Source organism: Pseudomonas sp. A125 (assembly GCF_055409485.1).
In genome coordinates, this window is the sequence record NZ_JBUZVP010000006.1 from 271,219 (window position 1) to 293,375 (window position 22,157).

At 60.4% G+C, this 22,157-nt stretch carries 20 protein-coding genes; 6 read left to right on the forward strand and 14 right to left on the reverse strand.

Annotated elements, in window-relative coordinates:
- Positions 1-21: 21 nt before the first annotated feature.
- Together recJ and ACZRN6_RS11000 are read right to left on the reverse strand one after the other, a co-directional pair.
- Positions 22-1,731, reverse strand: a complete 1,710-nt coding sequence (gene recJ, locus ACZRN6_RS10995; RefSeq protein ID WP_177046946.1) for a single-stranded-DNA-specific exonuclease RecJ — start codon at positions 1,729-1,731, stop codon at positions 22-24.
- A gap of 152 nt (positions 1,732-1,883) precedes the next feature.
- A complete protein-coding gene (locus ACZRN6_RS11000; protein ID WP_322143436.1) occupies positions 1,884-2,426 on the reverse strand; it encodes a YaeQ family protein in 543 nt (180 codons plus the stop codon).
- A gap of 148 nt (positions 2,427-2,574) precedes the next feature.
- On the opposite strand from ACZRN6_RS11000, the gene ACZRN6_RS11005 reads away from it, so the two are divergent.
- On the forward strand, positions 2,575-3,774 hold the full coding sequence (locus tag ACZRN6_RS11005; protein WP_322143435.1) for a CaiB/BaiF CoA transferase family protein: 1,200 nt from the start codon (positions 2,575-2,577) through the stop codon (positions 3,772-3,774).
- Entirely contained in the window at positions 3,774-4,652 is an 879-nt protein-coding gene (locus tag ACZRN6_RS11010; RefSeq protein WP_464007937.1) for a TIGR02285 family protein, read from the forward strand. The genes ACZRN6_RS11005 and ACZRN6_RS11010 overlap by 1 nt, the downstream gene beginning before the upstream one ends.
- A 171-nt stretch (positions 4,653-4,823) precedes the next feature.
- On the opposite strand, the gene ACZRN6_RS11015 is transcribed toward ACZRN6_RS11010, so the two are convergent.
- Positions 4,824-5,108, reverse strand: a complete 285-nt coding sequence (locus ACZRN6_RS11015) for a DUF3509 domain-containing protein (protein WP_322143433.1) — start codon at positions 5,106-5,108, stop codon at positions 4,824-4,826.
- A 301-nt stretch (positions 5,109-5,409) separates the two neighbouring features.
- On the opposite strand from ACZRN6_RS11015, the gene ACZRN6_RS11020 reads away from it, so the two are divergent.
- Both ACZRN6_RS11020 and ACZRN6_RS11025 read left to right on the forward strand, forming a co-directional pair.
- Complete coding sequence (locus ACZRN6_RS11020) at positions 5,410-5,631, forward strand: hypothetical protein (RefSeq protein ID WP_322148622.1); 222 nt, start codon at positions 5,410-5,412, stop codon at positions 5,629-5,631.
- 142 nt (positions 5,632-5,773) lie between these two features.
- Positions 5,774-6,427 carry a response regulator gene (locus ACZRN6_RS11025; protein WP_464007938.1) on the forward strand — a complete coding sequence of 218 codons (654 nt, stop codon included), beginning with the start codon at positions 5,774-5,776 and terminating at the stop codon, positions 6,425-6,427.
- Here ACZRN6_RS11025 and ACZRN6_RS11030 read toward each other — a convergent pair.
- The 11 genes from ACZRN6_RS11030 to ffh all read right to left on the reverse strand — a co-directional run bounded on the left by ACZRN6_RS11030 (position 6,396) and on the right by ffh (position 19,781).
- The gene (locus ACZRN6_RS11030; protein WP_464007939.1) at positions 6,396-7,643 is read right to left on the reverse strand and encodes an EAL domain-containing response regulator; all 1,248 of its coding nucleotides are present in this window, start codon (positions 7,641-7,643) and stop codon (positions 6,396-6,398) included. The two genes, ACZRN6_RS11025 and ACZRN6_RS11030, sit on opposite strands and share 32 nt — an antisense overlap.
- Before the next feature lie 72 nt (positions 7,644-7,715).
- Positions 7,716-11,297, reverse strand: a complete 3,582-nt coding sequence (locus ACZRN6_RS11035; RefSeq protein WP_464007940.1) for a transporter substrate-binding domain-containing protein — start codon at positions 11,295-11,297, stop codon at positions 7,716-7,718.
- Between the two features lie 109 nt (positions 11,298-11,406).
- Complete coding sequence (gene thrC / locus ACZRN6_RS11040) at positions 11,407-12,816, reverse strand: threonine synthase (protein ID WP_464007941.1); 1,410 nt, start codon at positions 12,814-12,816, stop codon at positions 11,407-11,409.
- Between the two features lie 67 nt (positions 12,817-12,883).
- A complete protein-coding gene (locus ACZRN6_RS11045) occupies positions 12,884-14,188 on the reverse strand; it encodes a homoserine dehydrogenase (RefSeq protein WP_322143429.1) in 1,305 nt (434 codons plus the stop codon).
- 127 nt (positions 14,189-14,315) lie between these two features.
- Entirely contained in the window at positions 14,316-15,047 is a 732-nt protein-coding gene (locus tag ACZRN6_RS11050) for a thioredoxin fold domain-containing protein (protein ID WP_322143428.1), read from the reverse strand.
- Between the two features lie 154 nt (positions 15,048-15,201).
- On the reverse strand, positions 15,202-16,098 hold the full coding sequence (gene xerD / locus ACZRN6_RS11055) for a site-specific tyrosine recombinase XerD (protein ID WP_464007942.1): 897 nt from the start codon (positions 16,096-16,098) through the stop codon (positions 15,202-15,204).
- 111 nt (positions 16,099-16,209) lie between these two features.
- The gene (gene rplS / locus ACZRN6_RS11060; protein ID WP_003175895.1) at positions 16,210-16,560 is read right to left on the reverse strand and encodes a 50S ribosomal protein L19; all 351 of its coding nucleotides are present in this window, start codon (positions 16,558-16,560) and stop codon (positions 16,210-16,212) included.
- Positions 16,561-16,605: 45 nt separating this feature from the next.
- Complete coding sequence (trmD, locus tag ACZRN6_RS11065; protein ID WP_464007943.1) at positions 16,606-17,379, reverse strand: tRNA (guanosine(37)-N1)-methyltransferase TrmD; 774 nt, start codon at positions 17,377-17,379, stop codon at positions 16,606-16,608.
- Positions 17,361-17,897, reverse strand: coding sequence for a ribosome maturation factor RimM (rimM, locus tag ACZRN6_RS11070; RefSeq protein ID WP_053135622.1), 537 nt, complete (start codon positions 17,895-17,897; stop codon positions 17,361-17,363). The genes trmD and rimM overlap by 19 nt, the downstream gene beginning before the upstream one ends.
- 5 nt (positions 17,898-17,902) lie before the next feature.
- Positions 17,903-18,154 (reverse strand): 30S ribosomal protein S16, encoded by a 252-nt coding sequence (gene rpsP / locus ACZRN6_RS11075; protein ID WP_010463010.1) that lies wholly within the window; start codon positions 18,152-18,154, stop codon positions 17,903-17,905.
- A gap of 250 nt (positions 18,155-18,404) precedes the next feature.
- Complete coding sequence (gene ffh / locus ACZRN6_RS11080) at positions 18,405-19,781, reverse strand: signal recognition particle protein (RefSeq protein WP_322143426.1); 1,377 nt, start codon at positions 19,779-19,781, stop codon at positions 18,405-18,407.
- A 234-nt stretch (positions 19,782-20,015) separates the two neighbouring features.
- On the opposite strand from ffh, the gene ACZRN6_RS11085 reads away from it, so the two are divergent.
- Together ACZRN6_RS11085 and ACZRN6_RS11090 are read left to right on the forward strand one after the other, a co-directional pair.
- Positions 20,016-20,828, forward strand: a complete 813-nt coding sequence (locus ACZRN6_RS11085; protein WP_416152061.1) for a cytochrome C assembly family protein — start codon at positions 20,016-20,018, stop codon at positions 20,826-20,828.
- Between the two features lie 12 nt (positions 20,829-20,840).
- Complete coding sequence (locus tag ACZRN6_RS11090) at positions 20,841-22,058, forward strand: transporter associated domain-containing protein (protein ID WP_322143424.1); 1,218 nt, start codon at positions 20,841-20,843, stop codon at positions 22,056-22,058.
- Positions 22,059-22,157: the final 99 nt, after the last annotated feature.

Genomic DNA, 22,157 nt, shown 5'->3' on the forward strand with positions numbered 1-22,157 from the left:
CAACAGAGGATTGCACAGGGTTCAGCGCGGCTCGATATGGGCAATCATCAGTTGCACGGTTTCCTGGCCACGGAACTCGTTCACGTCGAGCTTGTAGGCCAGTTCCACCCAGCGAATGGTCGGGTTGGGCCAGATCTCGCGGTCGATACCGAAGGCAATGCCATCAAGCTTCACCGAACCGCATTCGCTCTTGAGCACCACTTTCAGGTGGCGCTCGCCGACGACGCGTTGCTCCACCAACTGGAACACTCCGTGAAACAACGGCTCGGGGAAGTGCTGGCCCCATGGCCCGGCATTGCGCAGCGCGCGGGCCAGTTCCAGGTGAAACTCTTCCACCGCCAGGGTGCCGTCGGACAGCAGCCGGCCCGTCAGGTCTTCTTCACGCAGTTGCCGGCGCACTTCGGCGTCAAACGCCTCGGCGAACAGTGGGAAGTTGGCTTCGGGCAAGGTCAGGCCCGCCGCCATGGCGTGACCGCCGTATTTGGCGATCAGTGTCGGATGCTGGCTGGCCACCACGGCCAGCGCGTCACGAATATGAAAACCCGGCACCGAGCGCCCGGAGCCCTTGAGCAGGCCATCGCCAGCATCGGCAAAGGCGATGGTCGGGCGGAAGTAACGCTCTTTCATGCGCGAGGCGAGGATGCCGATCACGCCCTGGTGCCATTCCGGGTCGAACAGGCACAAGCCATACGGCATTGACTCCACCGGCAAGTCCTTGAGCTGGGCCAGGGCCTCACGCTGCATGCCTTGTTCGATGGACTTACGGTCCTGGTTCATGCCGTCCAGTTGCGCGGCCATTTCCCGGGCAGCGGCGAAATCCGTGGTAAGCAGGCATTCGATGCCCAGGCTCATGTCATCCAGGCGACCGGCGGCGTTCAGGCGCGGGCCGAGGATAAAACCAAGGTCGGTGGAAGTGATGCGCGCGTGATCGCGCTTGGCCACTTCAAGGATCGCCTTGATCCCCGGGCGGGCGCGACCGGCGCGAATGCGTTCCAGGCCCTGGTAGACCAGGATGCGGTTGTTGGCATCCAGCGGGACTACGTCGGCCACGCTGCCCAGGGCCACCAGGTCCAGCAGTTCGCCGATGTTTGGTTGGGGCTTGTTCTCGTACCAGCCGAGGCTGCGCAAACGTGCGCGCAGGGCCATCAGCACGTAGAAGATCACGCCGACACCGGCCAACGCCTTGCTGGGGAATTCGCAGCCCGGCTGGTTCGGGTTGACGATGGCATCGGCCGCCGGCAGTTCATCGCCCGGCAAGTGGTGGTCGGTGACCAACACCTTCAGCCCCGCTGCTTTCGCGGCCGCCACGCCTTCGACGCTGGAGATGCCGTTGTCCACGGTGATCAGCAACTGAGGCTGGCGCTGCAGGGCCACGGCGACGATTTCCGGGGTCAGGCCGTAGCCGTATTCGAAACGGTTGGGCACGAGGTAATCGACGTGAGCCGCGCCCAACAAGCGCAGGCCCAGCGTGCCCACCGTGCTGGCGGTGGCGCCGTCGGCGTCGAAGTCACCCACGATCAGGATCCGCTGGCGCTGTTCCAGGGCCGTCACCAGCAAGTCCACGGCGGCATCGATGCCCTTGAGCTGCTGATACGGAATCAGCCGCGCCAGGCTTTTATCCAGCTCGGCTTCCGATTGCACCCCGCGTGCGGCGTAGAGACGGGTCAACAACGGTGGCAATTCACCGAGAAATGGCAGGACGGCGGGCAACGGGCGAGGATCGATACGCATGGGGTGACGGAAGCTTCTCTTTAATGTTGAAAGTTAACGGCGATCCCTTGTAGGAGCTGGCTTGCCTGCGATGCAGACAACTCGGTCATTCAGATGCACCGAGGTGATGCAATCGCAGGCAAGCCAGCTCCTACATTCGATCTATCGGTGTTTCAGCCGCGCTCGCCGACCAGCCATTCCAGTTGGACTTCATGCTGGCCACGGTCGTCAGTCACAAAGATCGTGCCTTCGCTGATCATCACGTCCCACTTGATCACCCGTGGCATGTCCTTGGCCAGGACTTCGAGGATTTCCTGGGGTACGGCGGCGATGTGCACGTTTTTCAGGTTTTTCGCCACCGGCACCACTTTGCCTTCCCAGACGCGCAAGCTGCCGTAGGCCAGCAACGTGGTGCGCTCGGTCCGGCGCGAACACCAGGTCAGGCGGTCCGCGTCCGGCTGGCCGACTTCGATCCAGTGCAGGACGCGATCATCCAGGCTTTTTTCCCACAGCGCCGGCTCGTCTACATCCGACAGGCCACGGCCGAAAGCCAGCTGTTCGTTGTAAAAAAGCGCGTAGGCCAGCAAACGCACGGTCATGCGCTCTTCGGTTTCCGAAGGGTGGCGCGCGATGGTCTGCTTGACGCTCTCGTACACCGAACGATCAAGGTCGGTGAGGTTGAGTTCAAACTTGTAGGTCGTGGACGGCTGGGCCATGAACGGACTTCTAGAGACAGGGAAAGGCGGCAAGTCTAACCGATGGCGAGGTGATTCAACGAATCCTGCGCTGCATCATCCTTATCACTGCGCCACTCGCCTATGTTAAAAGGCATCACACCCCCGTACAGCGCCCGAAAGGATCCTCATGTCGTTTACTGCCAAACCACTTGCCGGCCTGAAAGTCATCGAACTCGGCACCCTGATCGCCGGCCCGTTCGCGTCGCGCATTTGCGCCGAGTTCGGCGCCGAGGTGATCAAGGTCGAATCCCCGGACGGCGGCGACCCGCTGCGCAAGTGGCGCAAGCTGTACGAAGGCACTTCGCTGTGGTGGTTTGTGCAGGCGCGCAACAAGAAATCCCTGACCCTGAACCTGAAACACCCGGACGGCCTGGCGATCCTCAAGCAACTGTTGGCAGATGCCGACATTCTGATCGAGAACTTTCGCCCCGGCGTGCTGGAAAAGCTCGGTCTGGGCTGGGAAACCTTGCACGCCCTGAACCCTAAATTGGTGATGGTGCGCCTCTCGGGCTTCGGCCAGACCGGGCCAATGAAGGACCAGCCCGGGTTTGGCGCGGTGGGCGAGTCGATGGGCGGCCTGCGTTACATCACCGGCTTCGAGGACCGGCCGCCGGTGCGCACAGGGATCTCCATCGGTGACTCGATCGCGGCGTTGTGGGCAGTGATTGGGGCGCTGATGGCCCTGCGTCATCGTGAGGTGAATGGCGGGCTCGGCCAGGTCGTGGATGTGGCGTTGTATGAAGCGATTTTCGCGATGATGGAGAGCATGATCCCGGAGTTCGACGTGTTCGGTTTTATCCGCGAGCGCACTGGCAACATCATGCCGGGCATTACGCCCTCCTCGATCCACACCAGCCAGGATGGCAAGCACGTGCAGATCGGTGCCAATGGCGATGCGATTTTCAAGCGTTTCATGTCGGCCATTGGTCGCGAGGATTTGGCCAACGATCCGGCCCTGGCCAGCAACGATGGCCGCGACAACCGCCGCGATGAGTTGTATGGGGTGATTGATCGCTGGGTCAATTCGCTGACACTGGAGCAAGTGGTGGAACAGTTGAACAAGGCCCAAGTGCCCGCCAGCCGGATCTACAGCGCTGAAGACATGCTGGGAGACCCGCAATTTCTCGCCCGCGAGATGTTTCTCAAGGCGCAACTGCCCGGCGGCAAGGACTTCAAGATGCCTGGCATCGTGCCCAAGCTGTCGCACACCCCGGGCAGTTGCGAGTGGGTAGGACCCCAATTGGGTGAACACAACAACGTGCTGTTGGCAGAGCTGGGCTACGACGCTTCTGCGATCACTCGCCTGCGTGAGAATGGCGCGATCTGATGGCCCGGCGCTGCATCATTCGACTCTGCCTGCTGGGCTCACTGCTCGGCGGTTGGCCACTGTCGAGCCAGGCCCACGACACCTTGATCTGGCTGTTGCGTGACCTGCCGCCGGTGACGATTTTCGAAGGCCCGCAAAAGGGCCAGGGAGCCCTCGACCAACTGCTGCCGATACTCGCCGAGCACATGCCGGAGTATCGGCAGCAGATCCTCCACGTGAACCGCGCGCGCGGCATGCAAATGCTCCGCGACCCCGGCACGCTGACCTGCGACCCTTCTTTGCTGTGGACGGCAGAGCGCGCGAAAACCATTGTGTTTTCCGCCCAGGCCTTTGCGTCGGTGAGCAATGGGGTGACGATCCGCGAGAGTCAACGGGCGGTGCTGGCGCCATTTGTGGTGGATGGCGCGTTTGACCTGGAGGCGTTCTTGAATGCCCGGGAAGCGCGCCTTGGTATCGTCGCCGAGCGCAGCTATGGCACCTTCATTGATCAAGCGCTGACGCACGCCAGCCCTCACAAACTGGCACCGCACTACGGCAATGACGCCCTCGGCAGCCTGCTGCAAATGCAACGCAAAGGGCGGCTGGAAGCCCTGCTGGGTTACTGGACAGAAGTTCGTTATCAGGCGCTGCAACAGGGCATCGACCCCCAGGACCTGATCTTCTACCCCATCAAGGGTACGCCGCCGTATCAACTGACCCGTATTGCTTGCACTGACAACCCGGCGGGCCGCGCGGCCATTGAGCGGATCGACCAAGTGTTGCACGAGATCCCGCAGGAACAACTGCGACAGTCCTACGCCTCGTGGCTCGACCCGGTCATGCGCGAGCAATACTTGAACGACAACCCGACGTTTTTCCAGGATGCCCCGGCCCCCTGACAAAACGCAGGCAAAAAGAAACCCCGAGCAGTGGGGAGACAACTCGGGGTTAATAAGGGCCTAAAAAGACCAGTAACAACGAGCCACAAGCACCGGAGCACAATGCTTGATCTCGCTGTTACAAAATCTGACTCGCCTTACTGTAGGAAGGTTCCCAACAAAAATAAATCTTCATGCGCAAGCTATCGGCCGCGTCAGGGCCGCATTGCGCAGGGCCGCTATGACCGAGGGTTCCAGGCGCCCTTCGGCAATCATCAGGTCGCGGTGCAAACAATCCACCACATCCACCAATGCACGCTTGTCGGTCAATTGCACCTGGTCGACTTCACGCTCGACCACGATGGCACCGGCAGGATTCTTTACGGTTACCAGGCATTCGCCCTGCACACCCGAGGTGGTCAGCGTGACCTGATAAGGGCTCAGTGCTTCACCGAGCAATAGGCTGATACTTTCCATCTCGATCACCACTCAATAGTTCGCAAACAATCGTGTAAACGGGGGCTGCATCTATCCTAAGTGACTATTTGTGTCGTAGGAAAGTTCGCTTTTTCGTCTTTCAAGGGTTGCCGGGGATGACGCGTCCAGCATGCGCTTGCAACATGACAATCAAAAAACGGCGGCACATAACTGCTTACTCAATGGGTCGCAGTTTTGGCGCTGATGCCGAGGGTGAATCCTATACTCGGTGAGTGCTCGTCACGCTGTCATGCAGGCAAGAGCGCAGATCAAAAGGCCCCAATTGCGAAGGATGAACATGATGCTGGAACACAACGAACAGCAGGCTACGGGAGACAGGATTCACGCCGACGTAGCCCGTATTTATGCCGAGATATCCCGTATGAATGCAGAGCAAACCAAGCTCCGCGCAGAATCAATGAAGATAACCTGCGAGACTTTCTGGTACCCGGTGGCGATCGCGACGGGCTTTTATGCCGCTGTCGGCACCGTCATAGTGGTGGCGCAGAAACTATTCGCTTAACGCTCAACCGGGCCTGCCTGAAACTAAAACACCGCTGACCCAAGGCAGGGAAGGCGGCGTTTTTTTGCACACTGTTAAAACGCCCTTCCGGTCATCCCGCCGTTAACAGGCTAGAATCCCCGAATTACCCCGGGAGCCTGTATTGAAAGAAACGTCTGACAAGCCATTGCGCATCGTCCTCGCCGACGACCACCCGATTTTCCTCATCGGTCTGCGGGCGGTCCTGGAACGTGACGAGAGGCTAACCATCGTCGGTGAAGCCAACTCACCCCAGGCCCTTGGCGAACTGCTGCAACATTGTGCCTGTGACATTCTGGTCACCGACTTCATGATGCCCGCCGAGCCCCAGGCCGATGGCTTGCGCCTGATTGAACAACTGCGCCGGCATCACCCGGCCCTGCCCATCGTGGTGGTGACCATGCTCAATAACGCCGGGTTGTTTCACGCCATCCTGGAGCTGGGCGTCATGGGCCTGCTGAGTAAGGCCAGTCTCGCGGACGAATTGCCTGAAGCGATCCGCCAGGTGCGCCAGCACAGGCGTTATGTGGCCCGGACCATCAGTCAGTCACTGAACCAGGCGGGCGTCGAGCGCGTTCATTCCCAGGATCAACTCTCACCCCGTGAACTGGAAGTGATCCGCCTGCTGGCCGGCGGTTTGACAGTAGGCGAAATCGCCGCGAATTTGCATCGCAGCAAGCAGACCGTCAGCGCACAAAAAGTCAGCGCCATGCGCAAGCTGGGCCTGAGCAACGACGCGGCGTTATTTATCTATGTGCAGGAACACGGGTTGGCCTAGCCTGAAACGCGATCCACTGTTTCAGCGCCGCGGCATCCATCGGCCGGGCAATGAAGCAGCCTTGCAGCCACGCAACGCCCAGTTCACTCAGCGCGTGATAATCGGCGGCGCTTTCTACCCCGGTTACCACCACGCCAATGCCCAATCGCCGGGCCATGCTCATGGCTCCTGCAACCACTGCTGCCTTGCGATCGTCACTGGCCATCCCGCTGGCAAACACAGGGGGGATTTTCAGCTCACTGAACGGCAGTTCCAGCAAGCGTTGCAGGCTGGTGCCGCCCACGCCGAAATCACCAATCGACAGCTTGCACCCCATCATCCGCAAACGCAGCAAGCCGGTGACGTGAGCGCTGTCAGTCCTTAACCGCGAGGTCTCCACCAGTTCCAGGGTCAAGCCATGAGCAGGTACCCCATGCAGTTGCAGCAAGCCTTGCAGCACCTGGGGAAAGTGCGAGCGCTCCAGCATCCGCCCCGGAATGTTCACCGCCACCGGCAGTAACTGGCCCGTTTCGCGCGTGACCTGTGCCGCCATCCCCAACGCTTGCTCCAAGACGTGCCAGGTAAACGCCTCCTCCATCCCGGCATATTCCAGCACCTGCAAAAACGCGTCGGGCAGCAACAGTTCGCCGCCAGGCAGCTCCCAGCGCGCCAGCGCTTCAACACCTTGCAACGCACCCGCCTGGCTGACGATCGGCTGATACCAGACAGTGCCACACCGCGCGATAACGGCCTGGCTCAGATCCGCCGAGGGCGGCAACAGTTCGACGTCGCTCAAGCCCAGCAACTGGCGTACCCGTTCCCAGGACACCCCTTGCGGCCCCCCCGGCCGCAGGCGCTCCAGGCATGCCTTCAAGACTTGCCCGATCAGCTTTGCCGACGCCGGTTTGGGCAGACAGCCGAGGACGTTGAGCCCCAATTGCCGCGCCATGTTCGCCACACCGTCCAGTACATCCGGCTCGGCGTTGCTCAGGAGGATTAACACTTGGGCCTGGCGGCGCTCGGCCATTTCGCGAATCAGCTCCAGCGCATCGCCTTGCTCCAGGTACAGATCGCAAATCGCAATATCCACCGCGCCCTTGCTCTCCAGGGACTGGCGGGCTGCATCGACACTCTCGGCGGTGCGTACATTAAACACGCCGTTGGCATTGAGCATTTGATGCAGGGCCATCAATTGGAACGCGTTATCTTCAAGGATCAGGACGTTGAGGGAGCGCATGAAAAAATTACCGGGGAGTAGCGAGGGCGCACAGACTAATCAAAACCCCGCTCCTGCCCCATAGGACACGTCTTATTCAACCGGATTCAGGCACACCTCAAGCTCGCGCCGGAACTCGGTCAATGCCTCGCACAGCGTCAACCAGTGCGTTTGCATTTCAGCGTTGCGCTGCTCCCGAATACAAACCTCAAGCGCCACGCAGGCCTTGGCCAGCGCCAATGCATCCACCAGGCAGCAAATGCCCTTCAAACGATGCAGCGACGCCGCCACACGGACCTGGTCTTGATCCGTCATGGCAGCAGCCATCACGTTTTGCTCCTGCTCCAGGCTCCTCGCCAATTCCTGCAACATCCGCTGCAACACCGGCCCGTCGGCTTGGGTCATGGTGCGCAAGGCCTGGATACTGAAGGAGCGTACAGGTGCCACGCGGGCGAGTACCCGCGCCCAGTGTTCAAGGGTGACGGGTTTGACCAGCAGTTCATCCATACCAGCCTCCCGGCAACGCTGCTGTTCATCGTCCAGGGCATTGGCCGTGCACCCCACCAGCGCACTTCGTGGCTTTTGCTCCCGGGTTTCAATCCGGCGTATGGCCTCGCTCAAGGCGTAGCCGGACATGCCCGGCATATTGCAATCGGTGACCAGCACGTCAAATACCTCATGGCGCCAACGCTGCAAGGCCGCCTCCGCCGAGTCGACGGCCTCGACCTGATGGCCGAGGAACTGTAACTGCTGGACCATAACCAAGCGGTTGGCCGGCAGGTCATCCACCACCAGCACTGACAGGCTGCGGCCCGCGAATGGCAACGACACCGCAGGCGACGCCGGCACGTCGTCACTGCTGACCCGGTCAAAGTACAGATCGATACACACGACCGTGCCTTCACCCACCACACTGCTCAACGTGATGCGCCCGCCCATCAACTGCACCAGTTGTTGGCAGATGCTCAAGCCCAGGCCCGTGCCTCCGTGCTCGGCTGCCGTCAGCGCGCTGACCTGAATAAACGGCTTGAACACCCGCGTTTGCTGCTCGATACCGATGCCAGGGCCGCTGTCTTCCACGCACAGGTGCAAGTACTCGGCACCTGCCTGGTCACGCTTGCGGGCGACACTGACCCGAACCTCGCCGCGCTGGGTGAACTTGAGCGCGTTGCCCACCAGGTTATGGATAACCTGGCGCAGGCGCAGCGGGTCGAACCAGTAGTGCCCTTGCGCAGCCGGATCGAAGGCAAGGGTCAAGTGCAGGCCCTTTTTCTGCGCCATGGCTTCAAACAGCCGTTGTATGCCCTCGAAGAAACCTTTCAAGTCAGTGGTTTGCGGGGCCAGTTGCAAATGACCGGCTTCAATCTTCGCCAGGTCCAGGCTGTCACCCATCAGGGCAATCAACTCCCGTGCCGAGCGATGGGCGACCCGGATCGCCTCGGACACCGGCTTGCCTTCGGCCAGGGCACGCTCCTGTTCCAGTTCAAGCAGCCCGATGATGGCGGTCATCGGTGTGCGAATTTCGTGGCTCAGGGTCGAGAGAAAGGTGCTTTTGGCGTAGTTCGCCTCGTCCGCCGCCTGGCGTGCGTCCATCAGCTGATTTTCCAGGACCTTGCGTTCGTTGATATCGATCCAGCCACCGAGCAAACCCTGCAACTGGCCCTTGGCATCAAAGAACGGCACCGTCCATTGGTAGACATGAAAGACCCCGCCGTTGAATTCCAGCTGCCGATCGACGAACAGCGACTGTTGTGTCGCCAGTTGTTCCATATGCCCGGCGTGCAGGCGTGTGGCCGTTGCTTCAGGCATCAGGCCGCTCTCCATCAGCGTCAGGCCCTGGATCTGTTCACGCGTGGTAGCCAGTTGCTTTTCATAACTGGTGTTGCAGGTCACCAGGCGCCCGGCCAGATCGCGGACGAACACTGGATTGGGCATGCCGTCCAGCAGTGCGCGCTTGAACGCCAACTGGTCGTTGAGCCGCTGCTCGGCCTGTACGCGCTGGCGAATCTGGCGCTTGAGCCGGCTGTTCCACGCCCACGACACCAGCACCAACAGCAGCGCCATGGCAACTGTCCAATAGGCCCAAGGCGGCACCCGCTGCCAGGCGGGCACCGGGATCGGCACGGCGCCCAGCCAACGCAGGCGCAGGGCGCTCAACTCCGCCACCGGCAGCGCTTCCAGGGCCTTATTCAAAATGTTCAGCAGTTCCGGTTGATCCTTGCGCACCGAGAGGCTGTTGACCGACCACTTGCCCTCGACGCTGCGACCTACGCGTAGCCCGTCGGCCGGGTAACTCTGCACCTCCACTTCGGTCTGGATAGTCGCCGCTGCATCCCCCCGAGCTACCAGGTCACGGGCCTGGGCGTAGTTGTCCACGGACTGCAGCTTGATCCCGGGGTGTTCGCGACGGATATAGCCTTCCATGAGATGACGTGCCGGCAGTGCCAGCACCTTGCCTGAAAGCTCGCTCAAACTGGCGACTGGCGGCGCGTCAGCACGTTGAATAAAGACCCAGCCGGAGCCACCAAAACCATGACTGAAATTGAGGAAGGCCTTGCGTTCCTGATTCTCGGCCAGGGTGGTGTTCATGTCCGCCCGGCCCGTTTCCAGCAGCGCCAGGGTTTGTGCCGTGGAGGACACTTCTTCCATGACGAACTGCAGGCCGGTCATGCGTGAAATGCGGTTGAGCAAATCCACATTCAGCCCCACCCATTGGCCGTCCTTGTCCTTGAATACGTAGGGCGACAGTTGCTGGGCCGCCACCACCACATGGGGATGTCGCAGCACCCAGGCCCGCTCCGGGTCCGACAAGGCGATGCGTTCAGCGTCGATGCCCACGCCCAGGCCAGTGGTCCAGCGCGCGAGGATTTCGCGGTGCAGGGACTGATCGATACTCGACAGCGCCTGGTCCATCATCGTCCCCAGCAGCGGGTCGGCCTCACGTGTGGCAAACGCAAAACCAATGGGCGCCAGCCGGCTCTCCACCTTGATCTGCAAGCCCAGGTAAGGTCGCAGCGATTTGTAGGCCCGCACGATCACCTCGTTACCGATAAACGCATCGGCATCGCCTTGCTTCAGTGCTTCCAGGCCACTGTACAGATTCGGTGCCAGCATGATGTGGCTGCCGGGGTACGCCTGATGGACGTTCTTGACGTTGGCGTAGCCGTCCAGCAACACCAACTTCTTGTCCTTGAGGTCGTCGTTCTGGGTGGTGTCATCCCGGCGTACAACCACCACCGAACGGTCTGGCATGTAGTCCTGGGTAAAACGCAGCCCCGGCGCGTCACGCTCATAGCCGTTGGCGCTGGTGAGAATATCGATGGCGCCGCTGCGCAAGGCTTCCACCGCCTGCGCCCGCTCGGAGAAGCCCAGGACTTGCATCGGTGCATTCAGGCGCGCGCCGATCAGGCCCAGGTAGTCGGCGCTGATGCCCTGGTAGCGATTGCGGTCGCGGGTGATATCAATCGGCTGATAGTCATCAATCGAGATGCCCACCTTCAATGGCCGATGCGCCGCCAGCCATTGCTGCTCGCTGGCCGTCAGGGGCATGGGTTCCAGGGCAATGAACGCCGGCACCAGCTTGAACGGCAGGCTGACGGCGGCCAGGCTTGCCGAACCATGGCCAAGCAGCAGCAGGCAGGTGAGCCACACGCACCTTCGGGTAGATAGATACACCGGTCGTGTTTCCTTGGTTATTCTTGTTGGTCGCCGCGCAAGTATGGCTCGCCAGAATGAAAAAGCCCGTCACGAAGACGGGCTTGAACCACCGCGCGAAGCCGCTGGATCAGAGTGGCTTACCGCGATTGCCGTGCTGGCTGACAAACGCCTGCACTGCTTTGAGGTCATTGGCCAGCACCGTGCAACGTTCTTCACGTTCAAACAGATCGGTAAGGTGTGGCGGCAGTTCCAGCGCCTTGCCAACGCCCGCCTTCTCCACCGCTTCCGGGAATTTGACCGGGTGCGCGGTGCCAAGGATCACCATCGGGATGTCCAGGCTGCGACGGCATTCACGTGCAGCCTTGACGCCAATGGCGGTGTGCGGGTCCAGCAGCTCGCCGGTCTGGGCGTAGACTTCGGCGATGGTCTGGCAGGTTTCTGCGTCGTCCACGGCCAGGGAGTCGAACAGCTTGCGGGTTTCGGTCCAACGCTCTTGCTCGACGCTGAAACCGCCACCTTGCTTGAAGCTGTCCATCAGGCCGGCCAGGGCTACGCCGTTGCGACCGTGCATGTCGAACAGCAGGCGTTCGAAGTTCGACGAGACCATGATGTCCATCGACGGCGACAGCGTGGCGTGCAGGGTTTCCTTGACGTACTGGTTGCCGCTCATGAAGCGGTGCAGGATGTCGTTGCGGTTGGTGGCGACGATCAACTGGTTGATCGGCAGGCCCATGTTGCGCGCCAGGTAACCGGCGAAGATGTCGCCGAAGTTGCCGGTAGGCACCGAGAACGACACCGAACGCGCCGGGCCGCCCAACTGCAGGGCTGCGTGGAAGTAGTAGACGATCTGGGCCATGATCCGCGCCCAGTTGATCGAGTTCACTGCCACCAGGCGCGTGCCCTTGAGGAAGTTCTGGTCGGCGAAGCTCGCCTTGACCATTTCCTGGCAGTCATCGAAGTTGCCTTCGATGGCGATGTTGTGGATGTTCTCGCCGAAGATCGTGGTCATCTGGCGACGCTGCACTTCCGACACGCGGTTGTGCGGGTGCAGGATGAAGATGTCGACGTTTTCGCAGTGCTTGCAGCCTTCGATCGCCGCCGAGCCGGTATCACCGGAGGTGGCGCCGATGATCACCACGCGCTCGCCGCGCTTTTCCAATACGTAGTCGAGCAGACGACCCAGCAGTTGCAGGGCAAAATCCTTGAACGCCAGGGTCGGGCCGTGGAACAGCTCCAGGACCCACTCGTTGCCGTTCAGCTGACGCAACGGTGCGATGGCGCTGTGGGAAAACACACCGTACGTCTCTTCCAGAATCTTTTTGAAGTCCGCATCCGGAATGCTGCCGGTGACGAACGGGCGCATGACCCTGAACGCCAGCTCGTGGTACGGCAGGCCGGCCCACGAAGCGATTTCTTCCTGGGTGAAGCGTGGCAGGTTTTCCGGCACGTACAGGCCGCCGTCAGTGGCCAGACCGGCCAGCAAAACGTCTTCGAAATTCAGGGCCGGTGCCTGGCCGCGGGTACTGATATAACGCATGACTGGCTCCTCTAGAGCTTTCTTGAACAAGGGCCGCCGAACGTGTGGGGCCCTTGTAGCAAAACGATTAGTTCAGGTGTTCGACGCGAATCCGCACCACCGGCCCAACCACGCCCTGCAACGCTTCAAGCGCGGCGATGGCATCGTTGATGTGCTGCTCCAGCACGCGGTGGGTCAGCAGGATCATGGGCACCAGGCCGTCTTGTTCTTCGACTTCCTTCTGCATGATCGATTCAATGTTGATGCCGCGCTCCGACAGGATGCTGGCCACCTGAGCGAGCACGCCCGGGTGATCCTTGGCCTGGATGCGCAGGTAATAGGCACTTTCGCAGGCTTCGATCGGCAGGATCGGGTGGGCCGACAGCGAGTCCGGCTGGAAGGCCAGGTGCGGTACGCGGTTTTCCGGGTCGCTGGTCATGGCGCGGACCACGTCCACCAGGTCGGCAATCACCGAGGAAGCCGTAGGCTCCATGCCGGCGCCGGCGCCGTAGAACAGGGTAGAACCGGCAGCATCACCATTGACCATCACGGCGTTCATCACGCCATTGACGTTGGCGATCAGGCGGTCGGCCGGGATCAGCGTCGGGTGCACACGCAACTCGATGCCGGCCGGGGTGCTGCGCGCCACACCGAGGTGCTTGATGCGGTAGCCCAGGGCTTCGGCGTAGTTCACGTCGGCGGTGGTCAGCTTGGTGATGCCTTCGGTGTAGGCCTTGTCGAACTGCAGCGGGATACCAAAGGCGATGGACGCCAGGATGGTCAGCTTGTGGGCCGCGTCGATGCCTTCCACGTCGAAGGTCGGGTCGGCTTCGGCGTAACCCAGGGCCTGGGCTTCGGCCAGCACGTCTTCGAAGGTACGGCCCTTCTCACGCATTTCGGTGAGGATGAAGTTACCGGTGCCGTTGATGATGCCGGCCACCCAGTTGATGCGGTTGGCCGAGAGGCCTTCACGAATCGCCTTGATCACCGGAATGCCACCGGCCACGGCGGCTTCGAACGCTACGATCACGCCCTTCTCGCGGGCCTTGGCGAAGATTTCGTTACCGTGAACGGCGATCAGCGCCTTGTTGGCGGTGACCACGTGCTTGCCGTTTTCGATGGCCTTGAGCACCAGCTCGCGGGCCACGGTGTAGCCGCCTACGAGCTCGATGACGATATCGATTTCAGGGTTGGTCGCGACGTCGAAGACATCGTTGGTAATCGCAATACCGGTCGTTTGGAACTGAGGCTTTGGCGTACGCGTGGCAATTTGTGCCACTTCAATCCCACGCCCTGCACGGCGGGAAATTTCTTCAGCGTTACGCTGAAGTACGTTCAAGGTGCCGCCACCGACGGTCCCTAACCCACAGATGCCTACTTTGACCGGTTTCACTGAAGAACTCCCCATGAAACGGCCGACTCAAGGTCGGCCGTGAAAACAGCCGCACAACTGCGGCTCTCTGTTAATGACCCGCCGAATGGTCAGCGAATCATGATCGTCAAAGGCTCGACGATAATGCTTACTTTGCGTTCAGTGCCAGTTTGGCAACTTGCGGCGCAGGCTGGTAGCCCGGAATCACCTGGCCGTCAGCCAAAACGATGGCCGGCGTACCGTTCACACCAATCGACTGGCCGAGGGCAAACTGCTTGGAAACCGGGTTGGCGCACTTGGCAGCCTTGATTTCCTTGCCATCGACCATCTTGTCCATGGCGGCTTTCTTGTCGGCCGAACACCAGACGGCTTGCAACTGCTCGTCACCCGGTGAACCCAGGCCCTGGCGCGGGAACGCCACGTAGCGCACTTCAACGCCGAGCTTGTTCAGCTCAGGCACTTCGGCGTGCAGCTTGTGGCAGTACGGGCAGGTGGTGTCGGTGAACACGGTGATGTGGGTCTTGGTTTCGCCGATGGCCGGGTACACCACGGTTTCTGCAACCGGAATGCCATTGATCAGCTTGGATACGCCCAGTCGTTCGGCTTTCTCGGTGAGGTTCACCGGCTTGCCGTCTTTCAACTGGAACAGGTAGCCCTGGACGATGTACTGGCCATCGGCGCTGGCGTACAGCACGCGGCTGCCCTTGAGCTTGACTTCATACAGGCCGGCCATCGGGCTGACGCTGATGCTTTCAATCGGGGTGTCGAGCTGGAGGGCTTCCAGGCTCTTGCGGATTGTCTTCTCTGCGGCGTCGTCGGCGACGGCAAAGGTTGAGACCAACGCAATGGCTGCGATGGCAAAAATCTGGGTCAAGCGCATGGGAACTCCTGAAGGCAGATGCAGGGACGGGAGCAGGAACACCGATCTTCAAACACGGGTTGGGGCCGTCCCCTTTGCGAACCGGCAAAGCCTACCACAGTTGGGCCGCAGGGCAGCCAGTCGCGGGGAAATTGGGCCTTTTGCGGCGTGATTTTCATCCCCGGGGGTGGTGCTTGGCGTGCATGTCCTGCAAACGTGCCCGCGCCACGTGGGTGTAGATCTGGGTGGTGGATAAGTCGCTGTGGCCCAAGAGCATTTGAACCACACGCAAATCTGCGCCGTGGTTGAGCAAATGGGTGGCGAAGGCATGGCGCAACGTGTGGGGCGACAGCGATTTGCCGATGCCCGCGACCTTGGCCTGGTGCTTGATGCGATGCCAGAAGGTCTGGCGAGTCATTTGCTCACCGCGCTGGCTGGGGAACAGCACATCACTGGGGCGACCGTTGAGCAACTCGCTGCGGGCGTCGCGCATATAGCGTTCGATCCACACGATCGCCTCTTCGCCCATCGGTACCAGGCGCTCCTTGCTGCCCTTGCCCATCACGCGCAATACACCCTGGCGCAGGTTGACCTGTTCCAGGGTCAGGCTGATCAGTTCGGTGACACGCAGACCGCAGGCATAAAGCACTTCGAGCATGGCGCGGTCGCGCTGGCCGATGGCTTCGCTCAAGTCGGGCGCGGCCAGCAAGGCTTCGACGTCGGCTTCCGACAGGGATTTGGGCAATGGCCGGCCCAACTGCGGCATATCAATTTGCAGGGTTGGGTCGATAGCGATCAGCTTTTCCCGCAGCAGGTAGCGATAGAAGCCACGTACGCCCGAGAGAAAACGCGCAGTGGAGCGGGGTTTGTAGTTTTGCTCCAGGCGCCAGGACAGGTGGTCGAGGATCAGCTCGCGACCGGCGTCGAGCAGCTCGCGGTTTTTCTCCTGTAGCCAGCCATTGAACAACGCCAGGTCGCTGCGGTAGGCCTGGCGGGTGTTGTCGGACAGGCCTTTTTCCAGCCAGAGGGCATCGAGGAAGCGGTCTATCTGTGGGTGGTCAATGGCAGGCATGGGGGCTCAAGCAGGAAAAGGTAATGTCGATAGATCCTATCGCGACCGCTCAAATCGCGGGCACAAAAAAGCAGCCCGTAGGCTGCTTTTTTCTGCATCGGGAAGCTGGACTTAAGCCAGTTTTTCCTTGATGCGAGCTGCTTTACCGGACAGGTCACGCAGGTAGTACAGCTTGGCTTTACGTACGTCACCGCGACGTTTAACGGCCATGCTGTCGATTTGCGGGCTGTAGGTCTGGAAAGTACGCTCTACGCCAACACCGTTGGAGATTTTACGAACAGTGAAAGCACTGTTCACACCACGGTTACGCTTGGCGATTACCACGCCTTCGAACGCTTGCAGACGCGAACGGTCGCCTTCCTTCACTTTCACCTGAACGACAATAGTGTCGCCCGGGGCAAAGGTAGGGATCTCTTTGGTCATCTGCTCTGCTTCGAGTGCAAGGATGATTTTGTTAGTCATGCTGTGCTCCTAAGGTAAGTCATCGGACCTACCATCGATACGTTGTTAACTATCGTCCCGCCCGAGGATGTATTCCTCGAGCAGCTTCTTCTCTTCTCCAGAAAGCGAGCGGCTTTCCAGAAGATCGGCGCGTCGTTCATAGGTCCGCCCGAGGGACTGCTGTAAACGCCAACGCCGGATGTGTGCGTGATTGCCACTTAGCAATACGTCGGGAACACGCTGATCCGCATACACCTCCGGTCGGGTGTAGTGCGGGCAATCCAGCAAACCATCCGTGAAGGAATCTTCCTCCGCGGAGTCCGCATGCCCTAAAGCTCCAGGCAGCAGTCGTGTAACCGCATCTATCAGGACCATCGCCGGCAGCTCGCCGCCAGACAGGACATAGTCCCCAATCGACCACTCTTCATCGACATGAGCGTCAATAAAACGCTCGTCAATGCCTTCATAGCGACCGGCAATCAGGATTAAGCTTGCCTGATTCGCCAACTCGCGCACCGCCGACTGATTCAGCTGACGGCCTTGAGGGGACAGGTAAATTACCTTCGCCTTCTCCCCGGCAGCTGCCTTGGCCTGAACCAACGCGTCTTCCAGGGGCTTGATCTTCATCACCATGCCCGGGCCACCGCCAAATGGGCGATCGTCCACAGTGTGATGTCGATCCGTCGTGTAGTCTCGCGGGTTCCAACAGGTCAGCTGCAAGAGCCCCTGTTTCACCGCCCGACTGGTGATGCCGTACTCGCTGATGGCGGAGAACATCTCGGGAAACAAACTGATCACTTCTACGCGCAAATTAGCCACGTTTAGAAGTCCGCGTCCCATTCCACCTTCATCTCGCCCGCTGCCAGGTCGACGGCCAACACGCATTGCTCGGTATAGGGCAACAGGCGTTCGCGATCATCCAGGCTGCCAGCGCAAGGCTTGACCACCATTACATCATTGGCGCCGGTTTCCAGAAGATGATCGATTTTCCCGAACAATTGCCCGAGTTGATCAATAACCTTCAGACCTTCCAGCTGGTACCAGTAGTACTCGCCGTCGGTCAATTCAGGGAACAGGTTGCGCGGCACGCAGATCTCATAACCGGCCAGAAGACGAGCTTCTTCACGATCATCAAGACCCTTGAGCTTTGCGACCAGGAACTTGTCGCTCCCGCGTCCACTGACCAGCTCTACCTGTTTCACACTACCTTCGCGCTTGAGCGTCCAGGTCTTGTACTGCAACAGGTTTTCAGTCGGATCAGTAAAGGAATACACCTTCACTTCGCCGCGAACGCCATGAACAGAATAAATCTTGCCGATAACGATCAAATCATCAGCAACCGCTGGCGTCGCGTTCATATTGCTCAGGCCGCAGCCTTAGATGCATCCTTCAACAACTGAGCAACGCGCTCAGAAGGTTGTGCACCAACGCTCAGCCAGTAGGCTACGCGCTCTTGGTTCACGGACAGACGAACTTCTTGACCACGAGCAACAGGGTTGAAGAAACCAACCTGTTCCTTGTGCGAACCGTCGCGCGGGTTGCGGCTGTCGGTTACGGTCAAGTGGTAAAACGGGCGCTTTTTGGAGCCGCCAAGGGCAAGACGGATTGTTAGCATGTGAACATCGTTCCTGTAGTCGGTGCTGCAAATCTAAATGCACAGCGGGCATAGGTGCCCGAAAGGCCGCATATTCTAAGGAATATCCGGAATTTTGCAAATGTCTTTTTCTGGCGCCTATCAGCGTGCCATTCAGATCTGCTATAGAGCCGTCGGTTAAAACGGCCAGTCAGCTCCCGCCAAGTGCGGGTTTGCTGGAGATCCCGCATCCCTGCGGGTCGGAGCAAAAGCGAACTTTTGCTCGAATTCTTTACATTTTCGGCATGCCGCCGCCGGGCAACATACCGCCCATGCCGCGCATCATCTTGGCCATTCCGCCTTTTGCGGAGAACTTCTTCATCATCTTCTGCATCTGCTTGTGCTGCTTGATCAAGCGACCGATGTCCTGCACTTGGGTGCCGGAACCCATGGCGATCCGACGTTTGCGCGAACCACTGATCAGCTCAGGGTCGCGGCGCTCGGCCGGGGTCATGGAATTGATGATGGCTTCCATCTGCTTGAACTGCTTCTCTGCCGCACCCTGGGCATTGCCCATTTGCGCCAGGTTCACACCGCCCATGTTCGGCAGCTTGTCCATCAGGCCGCCAAGGCCGCCCATGTTCTTCATCTGTTGCAGTTGGTCACGGAAGTCTTCGAGGTCGAAGCCCTTGCCCTTCTTCAACTTTTTAGCCAGCTTCTCGGCTTTGTCCTTGTCGAGGGTCGCTTCAGCTTGCTCGATCAGGCTGAGCACGTCGCCCATGCCAAGGATACGCGAGGCGATCCGCTCGGGGTGGAACGGCTCGAGCGCGTCGCTCTTCTCGCCCATACCGATGAACTTGATCGGCTTGCCGGTAATCGCACGAACGGACAGTGCTGCACCGCCACGGGCGTCGCCGTCGACCTTGGTCAGGATCACACCGGTCAACGGCAGCGCATCGCCAAAGGCCTTGGCGGTGTTGGCCGCATCCTGGCCGGTCATGGCGTCGACCACAAACAGGGTTTCTACCGGGTTGATCGCGGCATGCAGCGCCTTGATCTCGCCCATCATCTCTTCATCGATGTGCAGGCGACCGGCGGTATCGACGATAACCACGTCGATGAATTTCAGCTTGGCTTCTTTAATAGCCGCCTGGGCAATATCGACCGGCTTCTGGCTCAGGTCGGACGGGAAGAAGGTTACGCCTACTTCGCCCGCGAGCATTTCCAGCTGCTTAATCGCCGCAGGACGGTAAACGTCCGCAGACACCACCATCACCGACTTCTTCTTGCGCTCTTTAAGGAAGCGCGCCAGCTTGCCGGCGGTGGTGGTCTTGCCCGCACCTTGCAGGCCGGCCATCAGCACAACGGCTGGCGGCACGGCGCTGAGGTTCAAATCTTCGTTGGCCGCGCCCATCAGGCTTTCGAGTTCGGCCTGGACGATCTTCACAAACGCCTGGCCCGGGGTCAGGCTGCGGGACACTTCGGTGCCCACCGCGCGCTCTTTGACCGAGTTGACGAAGTCCTTCACCACCGGCAAGGCGACGTCGGCTTCCAGCAACGCCATGCGCACTTCACGCAGGGTGTCTTTAATATTGTCCTCGGTCAGCTTGGCCTTGCCGGTGACATGGCGCAGCGTCTGCGAGAGACGGTCAGTCAGATTTTCAAACATGCGCGATCCTTTCAGGCCCTATTCATCGAAATGCGTTGGTAGACCGAGGTAATGGCGGCCCAGGCTGTGGTAAATCGCTATTAAAAACAGCGCTCGGCGAGCCTGCGGCGTGGGCAGGTCGCGGATTATAGCGAAGACTGCCGCCATGCACACCCGCTGTCTGGCCTGAGAGTCTTTCGTGTTACGCAGGGGTATGCCAAACTCAGCGCCTTTCGGGCCTGCTTAACAGGATTTATGCTCCCTTTGTCACCCAGTTTGCTACCCAGCCTCGCCGCCGCCATCTTGTATGCCGCTGCGACCCTCTATCAGGGCACTCGTCTGGCCCAAGGCGCCAAGGCCGACAAACGCCTGTTGGTAGGCCTTGGCGTCCTCGCCCTGCTGGCCCACGCGGCCAGCCTGTTCACGCACTTGATGACGCCGGTCGGCCTGGGCCTGGATTTTTTCAGCGCCGCCAGCCTGATTGCCGCAGCAGTGATCGCGCTGACGCTGATGGCCTGCTACCGGATCCCGGTGGAGAACCTGCTGGTGCTGTTGTTCCCGCTCGGGGTGCTGACGGTGCTGCTGGCGCAATTCACCCCGACCGGCACCGTGCAGGTCATTGATGAAGAGCCGGGCATCCTCGCGCACATCCTGTTGTCGATCCTCGCCTACGGCATGTTCACCATCGCGGTGTTCCAGGCTTTGCTGCTGCTGTTGCAAGACCACCAGCTCAAGCACAAGCACCCGTCCGGGCTGATCAAGAACTTCCCGCCGCTGCAAACCATGGAAAGCCTGCTGTTCGGCTTCCTCTGGGCCGGCTGGACGCTGTTGTCGCTGTCGCTGATCTCTGGCTGGCTGTTCGTCGAGAACCTGTTCGCCCAGCACCTGGTGCACAAAACCCTGCTGGCGTGCCTGGCCTGGGTGGTGTTCAGCGTATTGCTGTGGGGCCGCAACCACCTTGGCTGGCGCGGGCACAAGGCGATCCGCTGGACCCTGGCCGGTTTTTGCCTGCTGATGCTGGCCTATTTCGGCAGCAAGCTGGTTCGCGAATACATCCTGCATATCTAACGGGCAGCCAACATGGACAACTTGCCCTTGGGGCCGATGCTTGCGGTAGTAGCCTTGCTGGTTTTATGGTCGGCGCTGTTTACCGCCATCGAAGCCGCCCAGCAACATTTGCTGGCACTGCGCCCCGGCACCCGCCAGGGTGACAAAGCCGCCACCCGCCTGAACTTCCCGCGCAACAGCCTGATCCTGTGCAACACCCTGTGCCGTTCGGTGGTGGTGATTCTCTGCACCCTGCTGGCGATCTACGCCTGGGCGGAAAACGGCCCGTGGCTCGGCTGGGTGATCTCCAGCGCAACCCTGCTGGTGCTGGCCGATTACCTGCCGCGAATCCTGGCCACTCGCCACCCGCAAACCATCCTCGGCTTCGGCAATACGCTGCTGAACGTGCCGCTGAAAATCCTTTACCCGCTGGCCTGGTTGCTCAACGGCGTCAGCCTGTTGCTGTTGCGCCCGTTCGCCCGCAAGCCCGGCCTGGTCAAGCACAGCGACGAGCCGCAGCCGGACCACGACGACGAACCGCAAGCCGAAACGCCCAACTCCCGCGCCCCGGGCATGCCGGGCATCCACGCGCTGGACAACATCACCGTGAATGACATCCTGGTGCCCCGCAGCGAAGTGGACGGCATCAACCTGGATGACTCGATAGAAGAAATCATCGAGCAACTGCGGGTTTCCACGCGCACCCGGTTGCCGGTGTTCCACAGCGATATCAACCAGGTCGAAGCGGTGCTCAACACTCGGCAGGTCCGCCACCTGCTGCCCAACGCCAGCCTGACCAAGGAAGCGCTGCTGGAAGCCTGCCACGAGCCCTACTTCGTCCCGGAAAGCACGCCGCTGCAACTGCAATTGCTGAACTTCCACAAACAACAACGCCGCCTGGGCATGGTGGTGGACGAATACGGAGAAGTGCTGGGCATCGTGACCCTGGAAGACATTCTTGAAGAAATCGTCGGTGAGTTCGAAAGCGAGCACCACCTCGACAACCCGCACATCCAGCCGCAACCGGATGGCCGCTACGTGATCGACGGCGCCGCCTCGATTCGTGACTTGAACAAAACCCTCGGCTGGCACCTGCCCAGCGACGGCCCCAAGACCCTCAACGGCCTGGTGACCGAAGCGCTGGAGACCATCCCGGACTGCGCCGTATGCCTGAAAATCGGCCGCTACCGCCTGGAAATCCTCGAAACCGAGGACAACCGTGTGGCCAAGGTACTGATCTGGTACCTGTAGGAACGCGCTTGCTCGCGAAAAACCTCAGAGTGGCGCTGGCTGTCAGGTTCCCCGTGTTATCGTTAAGCTCGCTCCTACAGGGGCAGGCGCCGCCATGTT